This window comes from Sphingobacterium kyonggiense, assembly GCF_039536825.1.
GTDB lineage: Bacteria > Bacteroidota > Bacteroidia > Sphingobacteriales > Sphingobacteriaceae > Sphingobacterium > Sphingobacterium kyonggiense.
The window spans coordinates 445,780-470,690 of the sequence record NZ_BAAAZI010000006.1 but is presented as its reverse complement, the minus strand read 5'-3'; the positions used below and the strand labels follow the sequence as shown (position 1 = coordinate 470,690).

Annotated in this window: 17 protein-coding genes and 1 riboswitch; of the genes, 8 read left to right on the top strand and 9 right to left on the bottom strand. The window is 37.4% G+C overall.

What is annotated here, in order from left to right; all coding sequences use genetic code 11:
* Nucleotides 1-42: 42 nt before the first annotated feature.
* The 3 genes from ABD676_RS06910 to ABD676_RS06900 all read left to right on the top strand — a co-directional run bounded on the left by ABD676_RS06910 (nt 43) and on the right by ABD676_RS06900 (nt 6,296).
* The gene (locus ABD676_RS06910; protein WP_344673865.1) at nt 43-3,552 is read left to right on the top strand and encodes a TonB-dependent receptor; all 3,510 of its coding nucleotides are present in this window, start codon (nt 43-45) and stop codon (nt 3,550-3,552) included.
* A 10-nt stretch (nt 3,553-3,562) separates the two neighbouring features.
* Nucleotides 3,563-5,545: a RagB/SusD family nutrient uptake outer membrane protein gene (locus tag ABD676_RS06905; RefSeq protein ID WP_344673864.1), complete on the top strand. Its 1,983-nt coding sequence runs from the start codon at nt 3,563-3,565 to the stop codon at nt 5,543-5,545.
* A gap of 139 nt (nt 5,546-5,684) precedes the next feature.
* A complete protein-coding gene (locus ABD676_RS06900; RefSeq protein ID WP_344673863.1) occupies nt 5,685-6,296 on the top strand; it encodes a sugar O-acetyltransferase in 612 nt (203 codons plus the stop codon).
* 110 nt (nt 6,297-6,406) lie between these two features.
* Here ABD676_RS06900 and ABD676_RS06895 read toward each other — a convergent pair whose 3' ends face one another.
* From ABD676_RS06895 to ABD676_RS06855, 9 genes are all read right to left on the bottom strand, one after another.
* On the bottom strand, nt 6,407-7,531 hold the full coding sequence (locus ABD676_RS06895; protein ID WP_344673862.1) for a redoxin domain-containing protein: 1,125 nt from the start codon (nt 7,529-7,531) through the stop codon (nt 6,407-6,409).
* A gap of 15 nt (nt 7,532-7,546) precedes the next feature.
* On the bottom strand, nt 7,547-9,016 hold the full coding sequence (locus ABD676_RS06890; RefSeq protein WP_344673861.1) for a PKD-like family lipoprotein: 1,470 nt from the start codon (nt 9,014-9,016) through the stop codon (nt 7,547-7,549).
* 10 nt (nt 9,017-9,026) lie between these two features.
* Nucleotides 9,027-9,794: a DUF4843 domain-containing protein gene (locus tag ABD676_RS06885; protein WP_344673860.1), complete on the bottom strand. Its 768-nt coding sequence runs from the start codon at nt 9,792-9,794 to the stop codon at nt 9,027-9,029.
* A gap of 7 nt (nt 9,795-9,801) precedes the next feature.
* Nucleotides 9,802-11,295: a RagB/SusD family nutrient uptake outer membrane protein gene (locus ABD676_RS06880; protein WP_344673859.1), complete on the bottom strand. Its 1,494-nt coding sequence runs from the start codon at nt 11,293-11,295 to the stop codon at nt 9,802-9,804.
* A 3-nt stretch (nt 11,296-11,298) separates the two neighbouring features.
* A complete protein-coding gene (locus ABD676_RS06875; protein ID WP_344673858.1) occupies nt 11,299-14,694 on the bottom strand; it encodes a SusC/RagA family TonB-linked outer membrane protein in 3,396 nt (1,131 codons plus the stop codon).
* Nucleotides 14,695-14,972: 278 nt separating this feature from the next.
* Complete coding sequence (locus ABD676_RS06870) at nt 14,973-16,097, bottom strand: FecR family protein (protein WP_344673857.1); 1,125 nt, start codon at nt 16,095-16,097, stop codon at nt 14,973-14,975.
* Nucleotides 16,098-16,163: 66 nt separating this feature from the next.
* Nucleotides 16,164-16,721 (bottom strand): RNA polymerase sigma factor, encoded by a 558-nt coding sequence (locus tag ABD676_RS06865; protein WP_344673856.1) that lies wholly within the window; start codon nt 16,719-16,721, stop codon nt 16,164-16,166.
* A 906-nt stretch (nt 16,722-17,627) separates the two neighbouring features.
* On the bottom strand, nt 17,628-18,284 hold the full coding sequence (locus ABD676_RS06860) for a hypothetical protein (RefSeq protein WP_344673855.1): 657 nt from the start codon (nt 18,282-18,284) through the stop codon (nt 17,628-17,630).
* 57 nt (nt 18,285-18,341) lie between these two features.
* A complete protein-coding gene (locus tag ABD676_RS06855; RefSeq protein ID WP_344673854.1) occupies nt 18,342-18,953 on the bottom strand; it encodes a WbqC family protein in 612 nt (203 codons plus the stop codon).
* 75 nt (nt 18,954-19,028) lie between these two features.
* Here ABD676_RS06855 and ABD676_RS06850 point away from each other — a divergent pair, with 75 nt between their 5' ends.
* From ABD676_RS06850 to ABD676_RS06830, 5 genes are all read left to right on the top strand, one after another.
* Nucleotides 19,029-19,895, top strand: a complete 867-nt coding sequence (locus ABD676_RS06850) for a lysophospholipid acyltransferase family protein (RefSeq protein ID WP_344673853.1) — start codon at nt 19,029-19,031, stop codon at nt 19,893-19,895.
* Nucleotides 19,896-20,927: a glycosyltransferase family 2 protein gene (locus ABD676_RS06845; protein WP_344673852.1), complete on the top strand. Its 1,032-nt coding sequence runs from the start codon at nt 19,896-19,898 to the stop codon at nt 20,925-20,927.
* A 123-nt stretch (nt 20,928-21,050) separates the two neighbouring features.
* Nucleotides 21,051-23,069, top strand: coding sequence for an NAD-dependent DNA ligase LigA (ligA, locus tag ABD676_RS06840; protein ID WP_344673851.1), 2,019 nt, complete (start codon nt 21,051-21,053; stop codon nt 23,067-23,069).
* Nucleotides 23,070-23,095: 26 nt separating this feature from the next.
* The gene (dapA, locus tag ABD676_RS06835; protein WP_344674311.1) at nt 23,096-23,974 is read left to right on the top strand and encodes a 4-hydroxy-tetrahydrodipicolinate synthase; all 879 of its coding nucleotides are present in this window, start codon (nt 23,096-23,098) and stop codon (nt 23,972-23,974) included.
* A gap of 164 nt (nt 23,975-24,138) precedes the next feature.
* Complete coding sequence (locus ABD676_RS06830) at nt 24,139-24,570, top strand: hypothetical protein (RefSeq protein WP_344673850.1); 432 nt, start codon at nt 24,139-24,141, stop codon at nt 24,568-24,570.
* A gap of 180 nt (nt 24,571-24,750) precedes the next feature.
* Nucleotides 24,751-24,863, top strand: a riboswitch (SAM riboswitch).
* Nucleotides 24,864-24,911: the final 48 nt, after the last annotated feature.

The following is a 24,911-nucleotide window of genomic DNA, read 5'->3' as shown; positions in this document are numbered from 1 at the left end:
AATAAAACACCATTTTATAAATCCTAAAACCATTATAACAGTATGAACAAAAATTACCTAACATGCTTTCAGCATTTGAAAGAAATTGGCATGAAATCATTGCCAAGGATTTCAAAAGCCTCTAAGCTGACCCTAATTATTTCTTGCTTAGCTTTGCAAGGATTTGCAGTTAGCTTTGGACAAACCATTTCATTGAATCTAAAAAATGCAACAGTCAAACAAGCATTAACAGAGATTCGTAAGAAAAGCGGATATCAAATTGTTTACAAGGAATCCCTATTAAAAAACAAGAAGTTAATCAACCTAGTGCAGACCGAAATAACTGTTCAAGATGCCTTGAATAAAATTTTGGCGAACGAGAATGTAGCATATGAAGTCCGAGACAAGCTAATCCTTTTAAAACCAGCATCTGCAGAACAGAATATTGATCAACTAGTTGTAAGCAACGAAAGTAAGCAATATACGGCTACTGGTCGTGTTGTAGATAAAAATGGCGCTCCACTTCCGGGTGCAACAGTAACCGAAAAAGGTACTAATAATAAAACTTCAACCAATTTACAAGGAGAATTCTCGTTAGCTGTTTCGAGTTCAAAAGCAATTTTGGAAATTTCATCACTAGGCTATGCCACTTCAAGTGCGAGTATTACTGGTTCAAATATGACTATCACCATGTTAGAAACACAGAACGAAATGGAAGAGGTTATAGTGGTTGGTTATGGAACTCAGAAAAAAGTAAATTTAACTGGAGCTGTATCTAGCATAGACAGTAAAGAATTAGAATCTAGACCTGTACAAAATGTCGGTCAAGCACTTCAAGGTCTAGCTCCTGGACTAAATGTTCAGACTTCGGGTTTGGGTGGTGAACTTAACCAAACCATGAATGTAAATATTCGTGGAACCGGTACGATTGGGGTAGGTTCTAGCTCTTCAGCCTTAGTTCTTATCGATGGTATGGAAGGTGACCTTAATGCTATTAACCCTAATGATATTGAGAACATTTCTATCCTTAAAGATGCAGCAGCGTCTTCTATTTATGGATCTCGAGCACCTTTTGGAGTCATATTAATCACTACAAAATCGGGTAAACAAGGGAAAACAATTGTGAACTATAACAATAACGTTAGACTCAGTAAACCAAGAGGGTTACCAACAATGTTGGACTCTAAAACCTTTGCCTATTATTTCAATGAGGTCAAATCCAATGATGGAGAGTCAGCTGTTTTTGGACAAGATGTATTGGACCGTATTATAGCCTATCAAAATGGTGAAATTACGACAGTAAGTACCAAAGGAACAAACGGACGCTGGCAATATTATGGCGGCTCAAACGCCAATACCAATTGGTTTGATGAGTTCTATCGTGACTACTCCCCTTCCCATGAACATACATTAAGTGCCAATGGAGGAACAGAGAAATTACAATTCTATAGCTCGTTGAACTTTATGGATCAAAACGGTTTGAATAAGTATGCTAAAGATGACTTCAAACGTTATGCCTTTTCCAACAAAATCAATGTGAAGTTACATGATAAGATTGATCTTATGAGCAATACACGATTCGTTCGTGAGAATTATGATAAGGCAAGCCATATGAATGACCTTTATTACCATAATATCGCAAGGAGATGGCCCACAGTTCCTGTACGTGATGATAATGGATATTTCTCAGACCCTAGTGAACTAGCACAATTGGTAGACGGAGGTCGCACAAATTCAGTAAAAGATCTACTTTACCAACAACTACAATTAAATGTTCGACCTTTGGCCGGGTGGAATATTACCGGAAATGTTAATTACCGAATTACAAACAACAATGGTCATGGTGAAACTTTAAAAGCCTATGGTTATGATGCCGATGGTAATCCATATCCAGTTGCAGTAAGTTACAGTGCTGCAGGTTATACTGCTGTCTCTGAGAGCAATCGTAAAGATGAATATTTCTCGACCAATTTATTTACTGATTATTCTTTTCGCATAGCTGATGATCATCAATTCAAAGCTCTACTAGGTTTTAACTCCGAACTGAATAAATATAGAACGCTGAACGGAAGCATGACTGATCTTATTTCAGACAACATTCCAACTCTTAATACCGCAACGCTAAATCCTTTGACCTCCGGCCAATACCAACATTGGGCAACTGCGGGTTTCTTCGGTAGATTGAATTATAACTATAAAGAGAAGTACCTGCTAGAAGTAAACGGACGTTACGATGGTTCCTCCAGATTTCCAAGAGATTTACGTTGGAATTTATTCCCTTCTTTCTCGGCAGGTTGGAACATCGCCAATGAAAACTTCTGGAAATGGAAAGATCAAGTATCTATGTTCAAACTAAGAGGCTCTTATGGTGAGCTGGGCAATCAATATACCGACAATTGGTATCCGTTCTATTCTATTATGCCATTTGCAGTGAATGGAGGTTCTTGGTTACTGAATGGTCAAAAGACCAACACATCCAGTGCTCCAGGTCTAATTGCCAGTAGTTTAACTTGGGAGCGTATCAGCAGTTGGAATATTGGACTTGACTTACAGGCTATAAACAACAAGCTTGGATTGACTTTCGAAGTGTTCCAGCGTAATACATTCAATATGATTGGACCAGCTCCTGAATTACCAGTTATTTTAGGTACTGAAGTTCCTCGAATTAACAACTCGGAAATGAACTCCAAAGGATTTGAATTAGAATTAACATGGAAGGATAAAATTGGTGATTTCAATTATAACATTAGAGGGGTACTTTCTGATGATAGACAAACGGTTACCAAATACCCTAACTTAACAGGCAACTTGAACAATTGGTACAATGGTCGCCGCGTTGGAGAAATCTGGGGATATACAACCATAGGCATTGCCAAGACGCAAGAGGAAATGGATGCCCATTTAGCTGCTAGTAAGCAAAGTTTTGCTAGCAAATGGCAAGCAGGCGATATCATGTATGCTGACTTAAATGGCGATGGAAATATCTCTGCTGGATCAAACAGATTAGACGAACATGGTGATATTAGTATTATTGGTAATAGTCAACTTCGATACCGTTATAGTCTGGATTTATCTGGAAATTATAAAGGATTTGATTTCCGTGTGTTCTTACAGGGTGTTGGCAAAAGAGATTATATGCCGAATGGCCCTTACTTCTGGGGAGCGAATGGTGGCATGTGGCAATCTGCCGGATTCCAAGAAAATATGGACTTCTTCCGTGACGAAAACTCTTTGATGGTTCAAAATGGAATCTTAGGTGTAAACACCGATTCCTATTTACCAAGACCATATTTCAACACGACTAAAAACCAATACACACAAACTAGATACCTTCAAAATGGTGCTTATTTGAGATTAAAAAATGCCCAAATTGGTTATTCTTTAAATCCTGCATCTCTAAGTCGTATCGGTGTATCCAAGGTTCGATTCTATTTATCGGGTGAAAATCTATTGACATTTACAAAAATGGCCAAGGTATTTGACCCAGAGTCCGTAGGCTTAGGCGGATGGAATGATGGTAAAACCTATCCATTCTCAACCGTTTATTCATTTGGTTTAAACATCAATTTCTAATCTAGCAAACATGAAAAACAAGTTCAACAAAATACTGAGCATGCTTGCCCTAGGCAGTTTAATTTTCACTAGCTGTGATGACTTCTTAGATCGTGCGCCGCTCTCCAATATTACACCTTCTGATTACTTAAATACAGAGGCTGATTTAGCTACATATACCATCTCCAAATACAACTTCCCTACACATGGAGGTTGGGGTGTTGGAACATTCGCCAATGATAATCACACAGATAATCAAATGACCAGCTCCTATGCTACACGTTGGGTTCCAGGAGAATGGAAAGTTCCCACTGCCGGTGGTGATTATGAATTCGGAAGAATTCGTGATCTTAATTATTTCATCGAACAGGTTGTTCCAAAATGGAAAGCAAACAAACTATCTGGTGTTGCCGGAAATATTGAACATTATATCGGTGAATCTTACTTTTTACGTGCATATGAATATTTCAATAAAGTACAAGCATTGGGTGATTTTCCAATCATAAAAACTACCCTTAAAGATGAGTTAGGCGAATTAGTTGGAGCTTCAGTGAGACAACCACGAAATATGGTTTCCAGATTTATTCTTTCGGATTTAGATTCAGCCATCACCTTATTGAAATCAGCATCTCCGAATGCTCAAAATAGGTTAAATAAAAATGCAGCTTATTTATTTAAATCTCGAGTAGCATTATATGAAGCGACTTGGCTAATGTACCATAGGAATACAGCACTAGTTCCAGGATCAGCTAATTGGCCAGGAAAGAAGTCTCATCCTAACTTTACCATAAACATAGATACTGAAATTGATTTCTTTTTAACACAGGCTATGGAAGCAGCAGAAAAGGTAGCGGATGCTGTGCCTTTGGTTAATAACACGAAGGATAATGGATATAATTCTTCGGCAAACCCATATTTCAACATGTTCAATGACATGGATATGAACAAGTATGGTGAAGTACTTCTGTGGAGAAGCTATTCTGCAGCCTTAAATGTTTCTCATAATGTAAACCATTACATGAATACCAACGGTGGAAATACCGGATATACCCGAGGTTTGGTTGAAAGCTTTACGATGTCCAATGGACTACCAATTTATGCTGCCGGTTCTGGTTACCATGGTGATGACTCTATTTCTACAGTGAAAGCAGATCGTGACAACAGATTACAGATTTTCATGAAAGGGCCTCGTGAACTACGCTTTACCGACAGAAACAATACGACGGGAGGGCCCATGCTAGAAGGCTATCCTGATATCGTAGGTCTTGCTGAAACGCGTTATGTAACAGGCTATGCACTTAAAAAAGGTATGAGTTATTTATCTGGTCAGGCAGAAGGTTCAGCTGGTACAACAGGTTCTATCGTCTTTCGTGCCGTAGAAGCATACTTGAATTATATCGAAGCAAGCTATTTAAAAAATAAGTCCTTAAATGCAAAAGCATTAGATTATTGGCAGCGGATTCGGACACGTGCGGGTGTTAATTCGGATGTTCAAATCACGATTAATAACACAAATATGCAAGAAGAAGCCAAACGAGATTTTGCTGCATACAGTGCAGGCAATATCCTTACCGATAAAACCTTATTTAATATCCGCAGAGAGCGACGTTTAGAGCTTATGTCTGAAGGCTTTCGTTTTGCTGACTTAAAGCGATGGAGAGCTTTAGATCAGCTTAAGACAAACCCTGTCATCTTAGAGGGGATTAAAGTTTGGGGACCAATGCAAAAATGGTTTACCATTAAAGGTGTCTCCGTCTTAATAGAACCAAATACACCTGGTAAAACAGCAAATGTATCTGCAAAAAGCGAAAGCTCCTATTTAAGACCATATCGCATTAATTTAAATGCCAACAATTTGGTTTTAAATGGTTATCGTTGGACAGAGGCACATTATTTAAGTCCAATCGCATTTAATCATTTTACGATTACTTCTTCAGATGCCACTCCAGCCAATTCAAGTTTATATCAAAACCCTGGTTGGCCAATTGTAGCGGATCAAGGAGCAATGCAATAGAGGATTTCTATAATTCAACCTACAAAAACCCTAACCATAGCAATTCCACCACACCAGAATTTGCTATGGTTTTTTCTTTTATTAGAATGTACAATCAATCTAGAATATTATCTTGTCATCAAATCGTATTTTACATCGAATGAAAACAAGTAAGGAAAAAATGATTGCCGGGGAGTTATTTCTGGATAAGCAAGGGGAATTATTCAAGGAGAGACAACATGCCAAACTCATATTACATCAATTCAACCAAATGGATCCTACTCGTGTAAAAGCACGTCATCAATTACTTAAACCCTTACTGGGCCAAACGAATGGTCGTTTTTATATTGAGCCCCCTTTTCGATGTGACTATGGATATAACATTGAATTAGGTGAGAACTTTTATGCCAATTTTAATTTAACGATTCTTGACGGAGCAGCAGTTGTAATAGGTAATGATGTTATGATAGCTCCCAATGTAAGTATTTTCACTGCAGGCCATCCCATTGATCCGGTTACAAGAACTGCAGGCTGGGAATTCTCCAAACCTATAAAAATTCATGACCGCGTATGGATTGGTGGCAATACAGTTATTAATCCGGGGGTAACAATTGGCGAAAATTCCGTTATTGGAGCAGGGTCGGTGGTTACTAAAGATATTCCTGCGAATGTTGTGGCTGTTGGTAATCCTTGTAAAGTCCTACGAGAGATCAATGAAAACGATAAAAAATATTTTTACAAAACGGAGCCATTCCCAGAATTAGACTTTTAAAACTAAAAATAAAAACACCTGAGTTGGGTCATCTCAGGTGTTATACAAATCAATTGAGCGCTTACAGGCTAAAGTAGATTTGTTGAATTATTAAACAACATTCTTTTCAACTATTTGATTAGTTTTTCCAATACAGTATGTAAATTTTCACCTCTCAAGTTTTTAGCTATAATTACACCATTCGGATCAATTAACACATTGTCTGGAATGGCTCGTATGCCATAATCTTGCGCCACGGCACTATTCCAACCACCTAAATCAGAAACATGAACCCAATTAATTTTATCAGTTTCTATGGCTTTAACCCAATCATTCTTTTGATTATCTAAGGAAACACCAATGATCTCAAAGTTTTTCGATTTATAGGCCTCATAGGCTTTAATAAGATTTGGATTCTCTGCACGACAAGGCACACACCATGATGCCCAGAAATCAATTAACACATACTTACCTCGAAAGTCCGAAAGATTGACAGTTTTGCCTTCTGGATTGGATAAACTAAATTCTATAGCCTTCTCCCCCACAACCAAGCCACTACCTTTCAATAGACTGGCAAGACGTTTACCAAGATATGAAGATTGAACATTTTCAGAAAGTCCTTTAAACAAAGGCTCAATCACTTCAATCTCTGGCTCTGGGCCTGCTAATTCTTCCAAAAAGATAATGCTTAAACCATTATCCGGGTTATTTTTAATGAAATCTATTGTTGTTTGACGGCTAACACTCATAGGGCTACCATAAGTTTTATACAGTTCTGCTTCAAAATCTCTTGCGATCGCAATCAAACTATCAAGTTCTTTCATTTTCTTGCGGTATTCTGGACTTTTGAATGCTTCTATATCCTTCTCTATCTCATTTTGATAGGCCATATAGGTCTGAGTCAGCTTATCTCCAGAAACCACTTTTGGTTCTCCACTGAAGTCGATCACTGTTTTTCCTGGATTAAGAAAGAACCAGAATTCATTATTAGATGGATTTTCAAAGGGATGCTGAAAAAGCACACCCGCATAAGCAGGACCTGCAAACTCCCGTTTTAAGGTAAAACTTCCATTGTTAATCTCAGCTGAATCTATAACTTGTTCGCCATTAGCATACGAATAATGCAAGACATACAATATTTTACCGTCCTTTATGTTTTTCCCTTCCAATTCAAAGGTTGGTAAAGTAGAAGATTGTGCTCTAGTGAGTATAGGAAGAATGAACATTCCTATAAAAAATATATAAATAAATTTCATGATTGATTTTAAAGATTAAATACCTACATAAAGACCAACCACTTCCTCTACGCTATGAGGAAGCGCTTGTTCTAATTCCAATGTATTATCATCGTAAATATAAATTGACCCTTTTTTTGTTCCTGAATACCCTGGATCATACGTTGCTATCATCAACTTCCCTAGTCCTCTTTTGTACTTGGTTATATGGCCTGGAGCATCATTGGGAAGTTTAATATGTTCTTGAAACTCCAAACCCAAATGCGAAGCCCGATAAACTGTCTTCCCATTACCGAGATACCAGAAATTTTCTGCGATTTCAAAGTACACAACATTAATATTTCCATCCCCAGGTATTGTTCCGGTCGCTATCCGATCAAATGAATTAGGTTTCTCTTCAGCAGAAAATCCCAATAAATATGAAAACAGCTTGTTCCCTTCTCGCATAAGGTATATAAACTTTTTGCCGGAGTTTATATTTGCAAATTGCGATGTCACATAAGTCTGGTTAGGATACTGAGAGGGATCAGTTACTTCATCATGTGAATAAATAAAGTTATATGGAATACTATACCTGGATCCATTATCAACCGCTCGAATCATCTTATTCTTTGCATCATAAAATGTAAAGAAATATGGAGAATCATCGTTATTTCCTCCCATACCAGCAAGCGGAATTTGATAATCCAATGGGTCATTATATAATGCTGGAAGACCGATAGCACCTTGTTGCAAAACATACAACTTGCCCCCACTTACCGAATAAACAACATTACTGTTTCTTTCCATACTTATTTCAGTAGGTTCGAAAACAAAATTCTTTTTATCCCCGATAAAGCTATTAGAGTTATACAATAGGTTAGGTATAAACTCCCTAGAATCCATCAGAAACACAGGGTATTTTGCATTTTTCACTGCAATTACCAAATGATTATAATACTCTGACTCTGAATTTCCATACATCCTCATTCCCTCGATGCCAACAGGATTAGTACCTAAAGGATAATCTGGAATAACCGCATTCTCAAATCCCGAATTTTCTTTTAGCGTAGTTTTACAATAAAGAAGTGCGGAGTTATTTGCATCCTTAGCGAGCACATAATAACCTAACATAAATGGATTACTTATGTTCAAGTAGAAATTGTAATTCTTATCAATTCCTGTAGCTCCGTTGCTTATAATTAACTCTGCTTGTAATTTTCCATAATCACTTTTAGCAACGTAGATTAACTCGCTGCTTTCAGAAACTACTTCACCTTTAATTTTCCAAACAAAAGTTAACTTGCTCATATCCGAACCTTCAATACTTGGTCGAAAGGTAGGTTTCAAGGTCAATGTTTCATTATATGCGAGGTCATAAATTCGCTCAGAATTATGGTTACCTTGTTTTAATCCTTCAATTATAACCTCGTTGACATCATTATATTTGTAATTCCCTAAATCCTTCGAACAGGAATATATAAGTACCACAACGAGGCTTAATAATAATAATTTTAGAGTTTTCATTGTTCTGTTTTTAAGGAAGTATGATCCGTTCTTGGGTGTTATCCCCATTTGGATATACGACATGGTCATCAAAATATTTCTTCAATAGGCTGATATGCATAAAAGTAATCGGGAACCATTCCGGGTAAGGATATTCAGGCATGTTTCTCCAAAAATAAACTGGACCTGGTGCCCCGGTGTAGATATCTGCTGTCAAATCAGATCCTAGATAATAAACGATCATCCATTGTTGAAAAACTTCCTTGTAAAAAGGTCCGAAATACATCTCCCAATCATTCCACCAGTTGGGAATTAATAGGATGTCATTAAATTTGATTTTTAAAGTGCTGTTATGGAGATGACCAATATTAAAGTTCTCATTGGAATTCAACCTCAATTTTATATTCATCTCTTTGGTCAAAAGCGTATTTTCTCTCTTTATGCTAACAAATAGGGTGTCTTCATATCTATTAGCTCGAATGATTGGCTCTGAAATGCTTACTAAGTCAGAATCATAGTCTGATGTAGGGTCAATTTCGAAACTGAATTTTCTGTCCTTATCATGGACTAAGCCACCAATTTTAATGGGTATAGCCAAAGTTTTCGTTTTAATTCCAATAACTGTATCCGTAGCAAAACTATAAGTCATGCTATCTAAAAAGGGCTCCTTAGGCATATATGAGCGATCTGGCACGGCAAAGCTGATATATGCATTCTTTAGATCAAATTCCTTTAATTCGAGTTCTTTACAGCCCAAGAGGAGAAGGAATCCTATTGATAATAATAATATTCTTTTCATATCCTTATTATTGAGGGTTATACGTCTGTTCATCTACAGGGATCGGCAATTTGAACATCTCCACTTTGGGTTCTACATTGGTATTTCTGTGGATTGGTTTAAAAAGTCTTTTATATTCCGATATCAACATGCCTTCCCCTACATTTTCTTTCCTAAGCTCATCAAAAATCAAATCTTTAATGACCCTACTCGTTTTATTGGCATCATAGGTAAGATTGTTCGTAACGTTCCTGGCATTTCTAACCTTATTTAAATATTCGATGGCCTTTTGAGGGTTGCTATCGGCATACTCTTCAGCCGCCAACATATAAATCTGATGAAGGCCAATGATTTTATTCTCAAAATAGGTCCTATAATATAGATCAGAAAAAGGCGTGTTTACATTAAAATGGTATTTGGTAAGTTTCCAAGTCGTAGTCGAGTTAGAAGCTCGAGTAAACCAGTTAATTAATCGATAATCATTTAAGGAACCTTGTCCTGACAAATTGTATAGGTTGTTTAATAAATAACTATAATTTGCAAATAGTAATGGAGATGCGTTACTTGGTCGAGAATCCTCAATGGATGGGTTAACCGAATGATTTTGTGTTAATAAATTTTGATTCATCAAAGAGAACAATGATTCCATTGGCATTCTTTTATTAATGCCGGAACTTAGTTCACCTGGAGTTGCTAGGTGGATGGAATAGCTACGAGGTTCTAATTCTTTAATCAACTCCTCTGCATATTCCCTTCCTTTGGGCAAATCACCAGCCCATTGAGCCGTTAATGCCTGCAAGCCTACAATAGTATAATAATTCATCCGACATCCTCGATTGTCGATTAAACTGTTGTATTTCTCATAGGCATATTGATTTTGATTCGCTGTTCTTGCCACCTTTCGTATAGGATCTTCTTCCAAATATGTTTTTGCATCTTGCAAATCCTTTTCAATGAATTTAATGACCTCAGCGGCCGTAGAGAACTTTGCCAATTTCACTTCTGTAGACACACGATAAGGGATAGCATTTGCAGATAAGCCCTCTTGGGAAATTACTGGCCCAAATAGCTTCAACATCCCAAAATGACGGAAAGCTCTTAAACCCAACAACTCCCCTTTTATCAGGCGATAATCTAGATCCTTTGGCAGGTTATCAACATATTTCAGCATCACGTTGGCTTGGTTTATGGCTAAATAATGTCCTGTCCAAATGTCATTGACCATCGATATCGTAACTCCAAAATCATACTGATAATTGGAGGGGCGATAGTACGTATGGGAGGAGTTCACACTGTTGTAGGTGCCTACCATACTTTCCATAAATCCATATTTCATTTCTTTGCCATATAGGTTGTCCCTATTTAGAATGGCATAAACTCCAGCCAAAGACGTTTCAAAACCAAACCTATCTTTATACAGGTCGCTTTCATAAGCCTTGTTTACGGGGTTAACATTAAGAAATTTCTCACATCCTGTGCATATAAGCAAGGATAATACACATAATATTAGTAGTTTTTTCATGGCTTAGAATTGAATCATTATACCTAAATTATACTCTCTCGCATAGGGATAAGATATCCCTCTTTCCATAGCCACATTGCTCAATCGCATTACATCATTCATCGAAAAATTGAGCTTCAATCGTTGCAGCTTGAAGTGTCGCAAAGTTTTCAATCCAAAATTATAGTTAAGGTTAATAGCCGATAGCCTTAGGTAATTTTCACGTTGTATAAAGCGACTAGAAATTTGTGTTACAGTACCATCAGCAATGGACTTGTAATTTGATATATCTCCTGGTTTGCGCCAGCGTTCCTCCAAAATCCGTTTATCAGCATTGACATAGATATCGTTATTTTCGATTTTATTCATCAATGTCTCATTGAATTTCTCCCCTCCAAAATCATAATTTCCAAATACCTGTAAGGAAAAGCCTTTATAGTTAAAGGAGGTACCTATATTTCCATAGAGCAAAGGTTCCTCATCGCCCACAACGACCTGATCATTGGCATTCCAGGTATAAGTAACATCACCATTCAAGGTTCTGAACATCTCCCTTCCAGTTGCCGGATCAATCCCAAGCGATGGAACAGCACGTATGATCGATAGTGATTTCCCTTCCTCATAATAAGTGGATGGCTTAATGACATTACCGTATGGATCATAGGAAATTAAGGATTCATTTAACTCACGTAACTCATCGGAAATTTCCAATAGCTTACTTCTATTTTGAACAGCTCCAAGGGTCAAGAACCACGACAATTGGTTGCTTTCGCGTTCCATTAGTCGAATATTGGCACTGAGCTCGAAACCCTTGTTGCTTACTTTCCCAAGATTGGCGAAATAAGTGTTTTTTGGAAACCCGAATGAAGGTGCAACGGTAATATTAGATATCATCCGGTTAGTGATACGATTGTAATAATTTGCGTTCAAGTTCACTAAATCATGAAAAATGGAGATATCTGCACCATAACTGTATTGCTTTTGATCTGGCCAACGCAATTTGGAGTTACCCTGACTCACGATTAATGCCGCATATTGATTGTTGTAAAATAATCCACTGAAAAATTCAAATGCTGAACTCACCATACCAGCGTTGAAATTGCTAACCGAACTATTGGTACCAACATTCGCAAAAAATCTTAATCGATTTACATAACCTCTCCTAAACCATTTCTCATTATGAACATTGTAGGATAAACCAGAACTCCAAAAGGAAGAAAAACGATTTTCTGGTCCATATATGGATGCTCCATCCGATCGACCTGTTAAACTAAAATTATATCGGTTGTCATAGGTATAATAAAAGTTCCCTATCACCCCCATCTCTCGAACAGGGGCAGATCTTGTTGATGGAAGCGTATTTAATGCATAACTGAGCGCCATTTCTGGAGTCATAAAACGATCGTCTATGAATCCGGTTAATTGATGGGAGTTCCCTGTAATATTTGATGCCCGAATTTCTCCAATGACACTGGTATTGATTTGATGCTTATTAAACATCTTACTGTATTGTACCTCCAAACGGCCTTCATATGATGAGCTATTTGCATTACCAAGAGAATATGCTCCCTTTCTCAATGGGTCCTTTTCATCAATGTATCTTGTATTAAATGGTGAGGTATACCGATCAAAATCTTGCATCGTCCTGGAAATCATCATTCTGGAACGAACCATAAAATTGGGGTTTACAAACCATTCTAACGAAAGGTTATTGCTGATAAAGTGTGACCTATTATCGTCCCTATGTCCCAATTGCGCATTGTACAAGGGATTAAACATTAAATTCCCAAACGTATAAAATTGACCCAATTCCCCAAAACGGACAATATATTTGCCATTTTTATCGAAAATACGCTCATAGGGATTTAATTGAGTATAGTAGGAAAATTCACCAAAAGGACTATTATAAGCTTTCGTATATTGATATGAGGCAATGTTTCGAAATGTAATTAAATTGGGAATACGATAGATTAAATTAAAAGCTGCCCCGCCACGTTTTCGTCCAGACTCCTTCATAACACCCTTAAAATCAGAGAAATTTCCCTCCAAACTATACCGTACCTCTTCACCTCCTCCTTCCAATCGTAAACTATGTCCCAAAGAGTAGGTATTTCGAACAGGTTGTTTTAACCAATAGGTATCTACTCCGGATTTGACATCTTGTAACCTTCTGTTGTATAAATTATCGAAAATCTCCTGCTCCATATGTTGCCAATTCGGATCTTCAATTGTACGCGATGTGTAAATCCCAGCTAATTTTTCATATTCTAGTTTCTGAGCTGCATTCATCAGGTTATAGTCTGATAAATCCACTATAGAGCTAGCAGGCCTTAAATCGTAGGTAATGGTAAACTTACCATCTTTTGGTAATCTAGTTTCAATTACGATAACACCATTACCCCCTCTTGAACCGTATAAACTGGTCGAACTCGCGTCCTTTAATATGGAAATTGATTCTACGCGGTTGACATCCAAATCATATAGGGCGGCCAAAGCTACTTCAAAACCATCCAATATGACCAACGGTGCATTTACCGCATAAGTACCCACACTGGATACTCCACGGATATTAATTTCTGGAATAGCGTTCGGATTTGAACCTGCTTCTACTCGTTCATCAACCTTAAATGCGGGATCTAATGCTTGCAATAAGGAAAATATATTCCCTGAATTGAATTTCTCAAGCTCTTTGCGGGTGACAGTTGTAGCAGCCCCAGTAAATGCCTCTCTACGCGTTTTGGTGTAACCTGTAACGACAGTTTCCTCAATTTCCGTCTGACTCGATTTCATGATTACATTGATTTCACGACGCCCCTCAACCTGTATATGCTGCGAAGCATAACCCATCATCGAAAAACGTAGGTAATCGTCCTTGGCAACTTCTATCCTAAATGTCCCATTAGGAAGTGTATAGCCTAATGCATGCCCCGATTCCAATATTTGAATATTCACTCCAGATATCGGTCTCCCCTTTTCATCCGTAACCTTTCCCCTTACCGAATAAAATTTTTGTAATGTACCGGGCGGAGGAACAGCCTCTGGAGTATCTCCGTTTCCCTGCTTTTTTGGCTGAACTATAATAGTGTTGTTTTTGAATACAAATTGCAATGGCTGGCCTTTTGCAAGTTCAAGCAATACCTCCTGTATAGCTTTGTTACTAACCTCAATGGTCACTGGCGTTGTTTGCTGCAATAAGGAAAGTTCCCCAACCAAATCGCACTGCGTCTGCTTCCGCAATTTCTCTAAGACATCGCTCATCTTTGCATCCTTTTCAGATAAACTCACTGTTTGCCCAAAAGCAGAAATGGATATAAAGAATAAAACAATAAAATTAAAGAGCAACATGGAATAACGCAGATGCTTTGAAGCATAAAGCTCTCTAAACTTGAATCTTAAATTCAGGCATCTTATACGTATCATAATTTCAATTATTTATTAGAATAAATGGTTATTTATTTAGGTTAGCACATCATTTCAAGGTTTAGATTCTAAGAAAATTGGACTTCACTAAATCGATAGAAAAACTTGATCAGGGTTATCAATCGATAGTGCAATCTATTTAGCGTAAGAATGTAATCTTGAACGGATAGCTTTTAAAGGAAAACGGACTTAAGTTTGGTATGTCCTTGAAAAATGTGAAATATTTTTTCGATTAGTAAAAAAACTTAATAAAATACTGCTAAAACAATTTTATTAATTTAAAACTCAGCTTTCTTGAGGTAAAGTTTGTGTTGATTGTATTGAAAACCCATCGGTATTGCAGCCGATAAAACCTCCAATACTTCCTTCAAATTTTTCTTTCGACTAATCCGTCCAAATAAGACATTTTCACGAATGGAAGGATCCACTTCAATAGTTAAACCATACCAAGAGGATAGTTTATCTACTATTCGGCCTAGAGGTTGTTCATTTAAGTAAAAGAAACCATCCTTCCAGTCGATATATCGCGATACATCCATAGTACGTTGAATTTTATTATTTGCATAAACCTGATTGGCATCAAGTTCAATGTTAAAATCAAGGTCCTCCACTTCACTATCAGGGCCTCCTTTTGCAATGGCAACTCTCCCTTCCAACAGGAAAGTTTCTGCTTTTTTATTATAATTCACATTAAATTTTGTTCCTAATACAGAGATCGTCTCTCGATCTCCACGGACATAAAAAGGAACTCGATGATTTTTATAAGAACTTTGGGCCACTTCGAAATACCCTTCTCCTTTTAATTTAACCTCTCGCAGGTTCTCCTTAAATCGAATTGGATAGGTAATTTCCGAATTGGCATTCAACCAGAGTTTGGTTCCATCAGAAAGGACCAAACCGACCATTCCCCCTTGTCTTGTTCGGACAGTATTCATCACTGACTCCGCTTGAGGATCATGCAAAATGTATTGCAACTCGCCCCCTGCTAACCTAGTCACTAAATAATCCTTACTGAACAAGGTATCCCCTTGTAAAAGACTATCCAAATTATATTCTTGATCATTTTCTAAGACCAATACGGCATTGCCCGTATCTGGCGTCTTATATTTAGCTAATTGCGCAAGTACATGATTTGACTTTCGATTATTATTAATAAAATAAAAGGTGAAACCAACTATTAACAAAATACTTGCCGCTATAGAGATAAGTTTCCAGTTGAATTGTCGAACCTTAGGTCCTTGAATAACCTTTATATCCAAGGAATCCAGCATATCTAACATTTCTTGCGGATGTAATTCGTCATGAAGCTTATATTGGTCTATCCACGATTCCACGAGTAATTTTTCGTATGTGGTACATTGACCACGTGTATACCTGTAAAGGATCGTTTTATCAAAGTTCATATTGGTCTAATTCGTTTTTGAGATCGTCACACTTCTTTTATAAACGGCTCATTTACTGCCATGTCCTTAAAAAAATAAGAATAACAAGGCTTGACAGATTTTTGAACGTAAATACTTCATCAACATCCAGGTTTGATTTCGAATGGTTTTCTCCGACAATCCCAATGCCTCCGCTATTTCCTTATTGGAATATCCTTGCATGCGCATATGAACAATTTTTTGATATTGCGGACCATAGCGTTTCAATAAATCCTCTAAGCGCTCCATAAAGTTATCTTCACGGATCTTAGCGTCTGTTAAAGAAAAACTGTAAGAATATTCTTCTAAGGAATCCAGGTACTTTTTGGCATGCGTATCTCGTGCCATATGATCAATTATGCGGTTCCGCATAGCCTTAAACAAATAACCTGAAATTTCATCCGCAATAACCAACTGGTTCCTGTTTCTCCACATCCCCATGAAGACATCATGGACCAAATCTTCAGCAATTAGTTTATCTACTCTTTGTGCAGCGAATACTAATAATGCTGCCTTATAGCGATTGTAGAGTGCATGAAAAGCCTCAATATGATCTTCTCGGATAAGGTCTATTAAATTTGAATCGGTATTGTTTTCAGCAGACATCAAGCTTAAAATTGATAAACAAACAAAGATTATTAATTATTATAACAAAGAAGCGGAAAATATACCGTAATAATTTTTGTTTTAGAAAATATATTTACAATTAGTCAATTTAAAACGTATAAAGCAGCATGTCTGCTACAAGAAGAAGAATTTTTAAATTCTTGCTGCAAGAATGAAACTATCCAGTAAGAATTGGTTAAATATGCTTGGCGAATTTTCTGCTTATCAGCAACTCAGTGCATGCCCATACGGCACATGAAAGGCAGAATATAAAAATAAAAATACCTGAAGTGGGGAACCTCAGGTGTTTTTCCAAACCAATTATTAACCTAAATTATGAAATTATGAATTTACTATCTAAAACGCCTGCTATTTCCTTTTAGTATCCTTTTTCTGAAATTTATTTTCTAATCACTGATTTTGGGCTGATCATCCTAAATATCAACTTAGGGTATTACTTGTATTTGCTTTGATACGCTTAGGGAATTTCCTTGGATCTGGTAGGGATAATCTTCGGATCTCGTTCGCTTCTAACCGAACGAGATCCGAACAAGATCCGAAGGAGTTCCGAAGGAGATCCGAAGGAGTCTCGAAGAAAACCCCTAGGAGAGACGATGAGACTACAGACAAAAGACAACAGAAAGTGGAAAGGAAAAAAGAAAAAGTGGAAAGGAAAAAGGAAAAAAACAAAACAATTTAACCGGTGATTCTTGAGATAAGACAAAAAAAATACCTGAAGCGGAGAACTCCAGGTATTTACCAAACCAATTATTAACCTAAATATTTCTATTTATCTAGTTGTATTGAAAACGACAATATTTCATGAATATTATCTGAATTATTAAAAAAATATAAAAAGTTTAGATTTAAAAACATAATCAATTAATAATCAGCAAGATAATTTTATTAATTTCCTGAAATTACATCAACAACTTTATCACTAATCTTCGTAATATCTGATTTTAGACCAACCATCATGGTCATCACGTGCACTGGATTTCCTTGGATTTTCTTGAAGTTCCGCATATAGCCTATTTCAAATCCTAGGAAGAAGCCTTTGAATTTATAATCTGATCCTATCCCTAATTTGAATGCTGGAGAGATGCTATACTTATATTCAATATCCACAGCCTGCGTTTGTGCATTATCATTTGCTCTTGGCTCTGAATTCAATGCCGCCCCTGGCCCTGCATAAGCATAGGTATTCAGTCGATTCATCTGTCTACGAATACCACCAGCTAAACTTAAGGTGTACATCGTAGCACGACCGTTTGTTAATTGGCGGTTATAGGCTGGGTCCTTTTCAATTTCATCATAACCAAAACTCATCATATACAAGGTTGGTAAAAGGTAATACTTTGGATTTTTCAGCGAAATATCCAAGCCCATGCTTCCAGTGAAAAACTTGGTAGTCAAAGCATTTTTAGTCTTACCTAATGGAATAGAAAGACCTGTACCACCAAAGTAGTAAACCTTACGGTAATGAATAGTATCCGCCCCCCTTTGGGCCATAGCAGCAAAACCCAAGCATAGACAGATTAGGCATAAAAAGAGTCGCTTCATGCAGTGTAATTTTACCTATAAACAATAAAGTCGAGTATAATGTTTGAAAAGCCTAATCTATAAAAATTTCTTGGCTTGTGGACCCTGGCTAAACAAAAGATCAATCACACTTAAATCAGGTTGAAAACCATTTTTATCGGAGAATAATTGATAATAAGCCTGTGGTTCCTCCAGTAAGCTTTTTAACTTCGGGTGAATAGCAGAACGGTAATCGATTTCTTGTGGCGTTTCACGCTTATAGGCATCTGTAAAATGAATTTCCTTTTTGATTTTTAGCAATTTAAGAAGAGTCTGCAGTTGCTCTACATGGAAATCCATAAGAAACTCATATTTCTTTTCATAGAAGGGTGCTAGATCATCTTCATAAAATTCAAAATAAGCAGAACTGCGATATGCGGTTTGCAAACTCAACCAATGAAGACGTTGCCAAGGATGGTCGTAATTGATACGGATATCTTTAATTGCTACACGTTCCTTTTTGCCATGAACAATCGGGATGATCAATTCTAAAATCCCATTTGCTGTAGCGATCTGCGTACGTGTGCGAAAGGTCTGCTTCGGAAAATTCTCAAATCGTTCCAATAAAATATCTCCCTCCCAATCCTTTATGGTTTTGAAATAGGAAATATTAGGTAAATATAAAACCGGAAGTAACAGATCTTGCGACATATATCAATTATCACTTTAAAATGTTCGCAAAAATAACTTTATTTAGGGATATTTGTAAAGAAGAATACAATAAGAATGAAGGAAAAGCTCGTTTATGGTTTAATTTATATACTCTCTCTCCTTCCATTTTGGTGTCTTTACCTGATCTCTGATTTTTTATACCTACTGATATTCAAGATTTTCGGTTATCGCAAGCGAGTTGTGTATGAGAACTTGCGAAATTCTTTCCCAGAAAAGAACGAAGATGAAATTCATGCCATTGCAAAGAAATTCTATCGTTATTTTCCTGATCTTCTGGTAGAATCCATTAAGATGGCTAGTATTACTGCCAAAGAAGTTCGTGAAAGAATAGAATTGCTCAATCCGGAGGAAGTATATCGACATATAAACGCTGGTAAATCTGTTATTGGCGTAACAGCCCATTATTGCAATTGGGAATTGGCCATACATAGCCTATCCTTAATGATGGATACTCCAGAGTTGATTATCTATAAACCACTGAACAACAAAGTCTTCAATACGGTCCACAATAAGATCAGAACGCGATTTGGAGCGACTATGGTTCCTATGAAACAAATTCTCCGTCATATTGTGAAGCTGAAGAATCAGCCGCATATCAGCATGTTTGTTTCCGATCAGACACCGACCTATCAGGATTCAGACTATTTCATGGAGTTTTTGAACCAGGAGACCCTTGTGTTTACAGGCACCGAACGAATAGCTCGATTGACAAAAAATCCAGTGATTTATTGTGAAATAAGACGAAAAGCAAAAAGAGGATATTATTTTTGTAAATTCACCACCTTAGTAGAAAATCCAGATGCATACCCTGAACATGAGATCACACATATTCAGAACCAATTTACGGAACAAATAATAAGAGAAGAGCCGGCATATTGGCTTTGGTCACACCGCAGATGGAAACGTAAAAGAAGGAATTAAATGACAGCATACCCAAAAGTCGCCGTTGTAATACTAAATTGGAATGGTAAATTTTTCCTAGAAAAATTTTTACCTTCTGTATTCAACAGCACCTATCCGAATATTGAATTTATTATAGGGGACAACGCCTCTACGGATGACTCTTTGGCCTATGTACGTCAAAATTTCCCGAAGTTCACGATCTTGGAAAACACAGAGAACTTGGGTTTTGCAGGTGGTTATAATGCAATTCTTGAAAAAGTAGATGCAGATTATTTCGTACTCTTAAACTCGGATGTTGAAGTAACGGAAAATTGGATTGAGCCAGTTATTAAACAATTGGAAAGTGATCCGCTTTTAGTTGCCTGCCAGCCAAAAATACAATCCTATCATCAAAAGGGGCATTTTGAACATGCCGGAGCCGCAGGTGGTTTCATCGACTATTTTGGATTTCCTTTTTGTCGCGGAAGAATCTTAGATAAGGTGGAAAAAGATGAGGGGCAGTACAATGATCCGATCGAAGTCTTCTGGGCAACAGGTGCTGCATTATTCATTAAAGCGCACGCATGGCGCGAAGCAAATGGTTTTGATGCGGATTTCTTTGCGCATTTCGAAGAGATTGATCTGTGTTGGCGCCTCAAAAGAATGGGTTATAAAATTGGCTATTGTCCAAATTCCCTCATATACCATGTAGGCGGCGGTACTTTAAACACCTCTAATCCGCAAAAAACTTATTTGAACTTTAGAAACAATATGGTCATGATGCAAAAGAACTTGCCCTTGGGACAAGCGATCTGGCGTTTAGCCATGCGATTGTGGTGGGATTTATTTGCACTCATTAAGTTTTTAGTGGATGGTAAGCGAAAAGACGCTTGGGCAGTTAGTCGGGCACATCAGTATTTCTTCCGAAACTTTTTTAGGAACGCAAGAAAGAGAACCAAGTATCCTAAAAAATACAATAACAAAGGACAATATAAGAACTCCATTATTTGGGATTATTATGTGAATAAAATCCATAAATACAGTGAACTTGATGAAAATAATTTTCATTAAGTCTATTCTTCCTGAACATTCTGTTTATTCTGTTTTCCGAAGGACTTGCAATACTTTGCATGATTGCACAAAACCTTCCTTAAAATTATTTTTGCCCTAGAATATTTTGTAATTTCGTGGTCTATGGCAATAGATATTCAAGCGAAAATAGAAGCGCTCACTCAAGAACTGAACGATTACAACTACCAGTATTATGTTCTCGCTCAACCTTCCATATCGGACTATGATTTTGACCATAAATTAAAAGATTTGGAGGCTCTTGAGGCCAAATACCCTGAATTTCGTGACCCTAACTCCCCTACTTTAAAAGTTGGTGGAGATATTACCCAACGTTTCAATACGGTAAAACATCGTTGGCCAATGATGTCTTTGGGCAACACCTATAATGAGCAGGAACTGAAAGATTTCGATTCTCGCGTTCGCAAGGTCATTGGCGATCAAGTTCAGTATGTCGTAGAATTAAAATTCGACGGACTCTCTATTTCCATTACCTATCAAGATGGGAAACTTGCTCAAGCAGTCACCCGTGGGGATGGAACCCAAGGTGATGAAGTAACAAATAATGTAAAGACCATCCGCAGCATACCGCATCAACTGAAAAATGGTGACTATCCGGAGAATTTCGAGATTCGTGGTGAGATTTTCATGCATAAATCAGCTTTCCTACGTTTAAATAAAGAGCGAGAGGAAAATGGTGAGCAGACCTATGCAAACCCAAGAAACTTTGCCTCTGGAACCATTAAACTACAAGATTCTGGTGAAGTAGCTAAGCGTCCTTTAGATTGCTTTTTATATTTCCTGTATTGTGATAATAGGAATAAACAATTCCATGATCACTGGCATAGTATAGAATCTGTTAAATCCTGGGGCTTCCCAGTTTGTGAACATACGAAGCTTTGTAACTCCATTGATGAGGTATTGAATTTTATCCACTATTGGGATGAGGCAAGACATAACTTATCGTATGAGATTGATGGTATAGTGATTAAAGTAAATGACTTTGCACAACAAGAGGAATTAGGCTTCACGGCCAAGTCACCTCGTTGGGCAATATCTTATAAATTTAAGGCTGAACGTGTCGAGACAATATTAGAGCGTATTAGTTATCAAGTCGGTCGTACAGGTGCAGTAACTCCTGTTGCCAACTTGAAACCGGTTCTTTTGGCAGGGACGACCGTTAAACGTGCTTCATTGCATAATGCGAATGAAATAGCTAGACTGGATTTGCATGAAGGCGATACGGTCTTTGTAGAGAAAGGTGGAGAAATCATACCGAAGATTATTGCTGCCAATATCGAAAAGAGACCGGCTGATGCAGTAGCTATCGTATATCCGAGCAATTGTCCGGAATGTGGCACTGCCCTCATACGTGAGGAAGGCGAAGCTGTTCATTACTGTCCAAATGACGCTGGCTGTAGGCCACAGATTGTTGGAAAATTACAGCACTTTATTGGACGTAAAATGATGGATGTTCAAGGTCTGGGCGATGAAACGATAGAAACATTTTTTCGTTTAGGATTGATCCGTAAAATATCCGATTTATATAGCCTAAAAGATCGTTCTGATGAATTGGTGGGCATTGAACGATTTGGACAGAAGTCCATCGACAATATGCTAAAAGGCATTGAACTGTCTAAGGAAAAGCCTTTTGAGAAAGTTCTATTTGGTTTAGGCATTCGTCATATAGGTGAAACGGTGGCAAAAAAATTAGCACAGCATTTTAAAAATATCGACGCCATAAAATCTGCAACAGCTTTAGACATCTTAACAGTTCCAGACATAGGGCAACGAATCGCTGAAAGTATACATGAATATTTAAATCTTCCTGAACATTGGGAGGAAATTGAAAAGCTTAAATCGGCAGGTTTACAGTTTGAAATTGAAGAAAAAGAAGTTGTTTTAGCGGGTACCGGATTAGCAGGCAAGACCTTCTTGATATCTGGGGTATTTGCAGATTATTCGCGTGAGGAGTTAACAGCATTGATAGAATCTCACGGAGGAAAAATGTTGAGTGGAATATCCGCGAAACTAAATTACCTGGTTGCAGGTGATAAGATGGGACCATCTAAACTCGCGAAGGCAGAGAAATTACAAGTACCAATAATTTCGGAATCCGAATTATTGGCGATGATTAACAAATAGAAAATAGCATACAAAAATATATAATGATGAATGAGCTTCAAGGAGCAGGTGTAGCTTTAGTTACGCCATTTAATGCAGATGGTACTGTAGATTACGGAACCTTAGGGCGCTTAATCGACTTTCAGATCGAGAGCGGAATGGATTATTTAGTATCTCTAGGAACAACCGGAGAGACTGCAACCCTGAGTCAAGCTGAGCGAAAGCAGGTTTGGGCATTTACTTCGAAGCATGTTAATAAACGTATCCCATTAGTTGCTGGTATCGGTGGCAACCATACGCAAGAAATCGTAGAGCAGATCAAAAACTTTGACGTTTTGGATTATGTTGCGATCTTGTCGGTTTCTCCATATTACAACAAACCGACACAAGAAGGTATATACCAACACTATAAAGCAATTGCAGAGGCATCGCCCTTACCAATCATATTATACAATGTTCCTGGTAGAACAGGGAGCAACATGAGCCCTGCAACAACTATCCGCTTAGCAAAGGACTTTAAAAACATTGTTGCGACAAAAGAGGCTTCTGGTTCTTTTGCGCAGTTCAGTGAAATCCTACGTGATAAACCAAAAGATTTTCTTTTGATTTCAGGAGATGACCCCATCACCTTGCCAATGATGGCCATGGGTGCTGCAGGGATAATTTCTGTTTTAGGAAATGCCTATCCGAAGAAAGTTTCTGCCCTAGCCCATCTTTGCCGTGAAGGAAATTTTGATGAAGCAAGAAAAATACATTTGGAGACTTTAAAAATAATTGATCTTTGTTTTGTTGAAGGAAACCCAGCAGGCGTAAAATACATCTTAGAAAAGAAAGGCTACGGAACGGATCAAGTTCGATTACCTTTAGTGCCTGTGTCGGAAAAGACCAAACAAGCCATCGAAGATGAAATGAGCATTCTTGCTTAATATATAAGAGGCCCCTATACTGGGGCCTTTTCTTTTTCTATAAATTCACACATTCGTCTACATGAATATCTACAATTCAAAAAATTATACGCTTTATAGTTAGATAATGTAATGGAGTTCTTATTTTTAGGTATTCTTTTTGCAAACGAAATCAAAAAAACACTATGGAAAAGTCAAACCAACTGCCTGAGAAAGGACCTTCAAAAATCAAGAAATTCTTTAGCTGGTTAATTCTAATTGTTCTAATCGTACTTGCAGGGGCATTCTATTGGAAGTATTATTTTGTTTTTGGAGATGGTGTAAAAACCGGGGAGTTGAATTTTGCGGTAAAGAAAGGGAATTTGTTTAAAACCTACGAGGGAAAGTTGATACAAACGGGATTGCGTACGCAGAGTGCCAGTACTGGATTATCGAACAATGAATTTGAATTCTCCATTGAGTCAGATTCCATCTATCAAATCCTAACACGTAACAGTGGTAAAATTTTCGATTTGCATTACAAAGAATATAAGGGTGTTATCCCTTGGCGTGGAAATTCAAGATATATCGTTGATCAAATAGTCGAAATGCGCGAGCCTACGCGTTCGGGTTTTTAGAACTCAAAAGACAAATAACTACTTATAAAAGAGCTTTTTATCGACATCTTTTCAAACAAGAATCGATAGAGAGCTCTTCTTTTTTTGAAAAAAAGATTGCAAATATTGATTGTGGACATTATATTTGCGGCGTACTTCAATCGTAGTACACTAATCAACACCTTCCAAATGAATGGTCTTGATTTATAAAGAAGTGGCGAGAGACTGGCTCTATGACCCACTGGCAACCTTCAAGAAAATTGAAAAGGTGCCAATTCCTGTCCGAAGCAATAATGCTTAGGAGCATATAAATGAAATAGACTATGACAATTACAATTTCAAGATCTAATTTATTGTGTGCT

Bases quoted from the DNA above. Each gene is read 5' to 3' on its own strand.
- dapA (WP_344674311.1), top strand. From the start codon at position 23,096: ATGAATGAGCTTCAAGGAGCAGGTGTAGCTTTAGTTACGCCATTTAAT.
- ABD676_RS06855 (WP_344673854.1), bottom strand. From the start codon at position 18,953: ATGTCGCAAGATCTGTTACTTCCGGTTTTATATTTACCTAATATTTCC.
- ABD676_RS06895 (WP_344673862.1), bottom strand. From the start codon at position 7,531: ATGAAATTTATTTATATATTTTTTATAGGAATGTTCATTCTTCCTATA.
- ABD676_RS06860 (WP_344673855.1), bottom strand. From the start codon at position 18,284: ATGAAGCGACTCTTTTTATGCCTAATCTGTCTATGCTTGGGTTTTGCT.
- ABD676_RS06885 (WP_344673860.1), bottom strand. From the start codon at position 9,794: ATGAAAAGAATATTATTATTATCAATAGGATTCCTTCTCCTCTTGGGC.
- ABD676_RS06850 (WP_344673853.1), top strand. From the start codon at position 19,029: ATGAAGGAAAAGCTCGTTTATGGTTTAATTTATATACTCTCTCTCCTT.
- ABD676_RS06890 (WP_344673861.1), bottom strand. From the start codon at position 9,016: ATGAAAACTCTAAAATTATTATTATTAAGCCTCGTTGTGGTACTTATA.
- ABD676_RS06865 (WP_344673856.1), bottom strand. From the start codon at position 16,721: ATGTCTGCTGAAAACAATACCGATTCAAATTTAATAGACCTTATCCGA.
- ABD676_RS06870 (WP_344673857.1), bottom strand. From the start codon at position 16,097: ATGAACTTTGATAAAACGATCCTTTACAGGTATACACGTGGTCAATGT.
- ABD676_RS06910 (WP_344673865.1), top strand. From the start codon at position 43: ATGAACAAAAATTACCTAACATGCTTTCAGCATTTGAAAGAAATTGGC.
- ABD676_RS06905 (WP_344673864.1), top strand. From the start codon at position 3,563: ATGAAAAACAAGTTCAACAAAATACTGAGCATGCTTGCCCTAGGCAGT.
- ligA (WP_344673851.1), top strand. From the start codon at position 21,051: ATGGCAATAGATATTCAAGCGAAAATAGAAGCGCTCACTCAAGAACTG.
- ABD676_RS06900 (WP_344673863.1), top strand. From the start codon at position 5,685: ATGAAAACAAGTAAGGAAAAAATGATTGCCGGGGAGTTATTTCTGGAT.
- ABD676_RS06880 (WP_344673859.1), bottom strand. From the start codon at position 11,295: ATGAAAAAACTACTAATATTATGTGTATTATCCTTGCTTATATGCACA.
- ABD676_RS06830 (WP_344673850.1), top strand. From the start codon at position 24,139: ATGGAAAAGTCAAACCAACTGCCTGAGAAAGGACCTTCAAAAATCAAG.
- ABD676_RS06845 (WP_344673852.1), top strand. From the start codon at position 19,896: ATGACAGCATACCCAAAAGTCGCCGTTGTAATACTAAATTGGAATGGT.
- ABD676_RS06875 (WP_344673858.1), bottom strand. From the start codon at position 14,694: ATGATACGTATAAGATGCCTGAATTTAAGATTCAAGTTTAGAGAGCTT.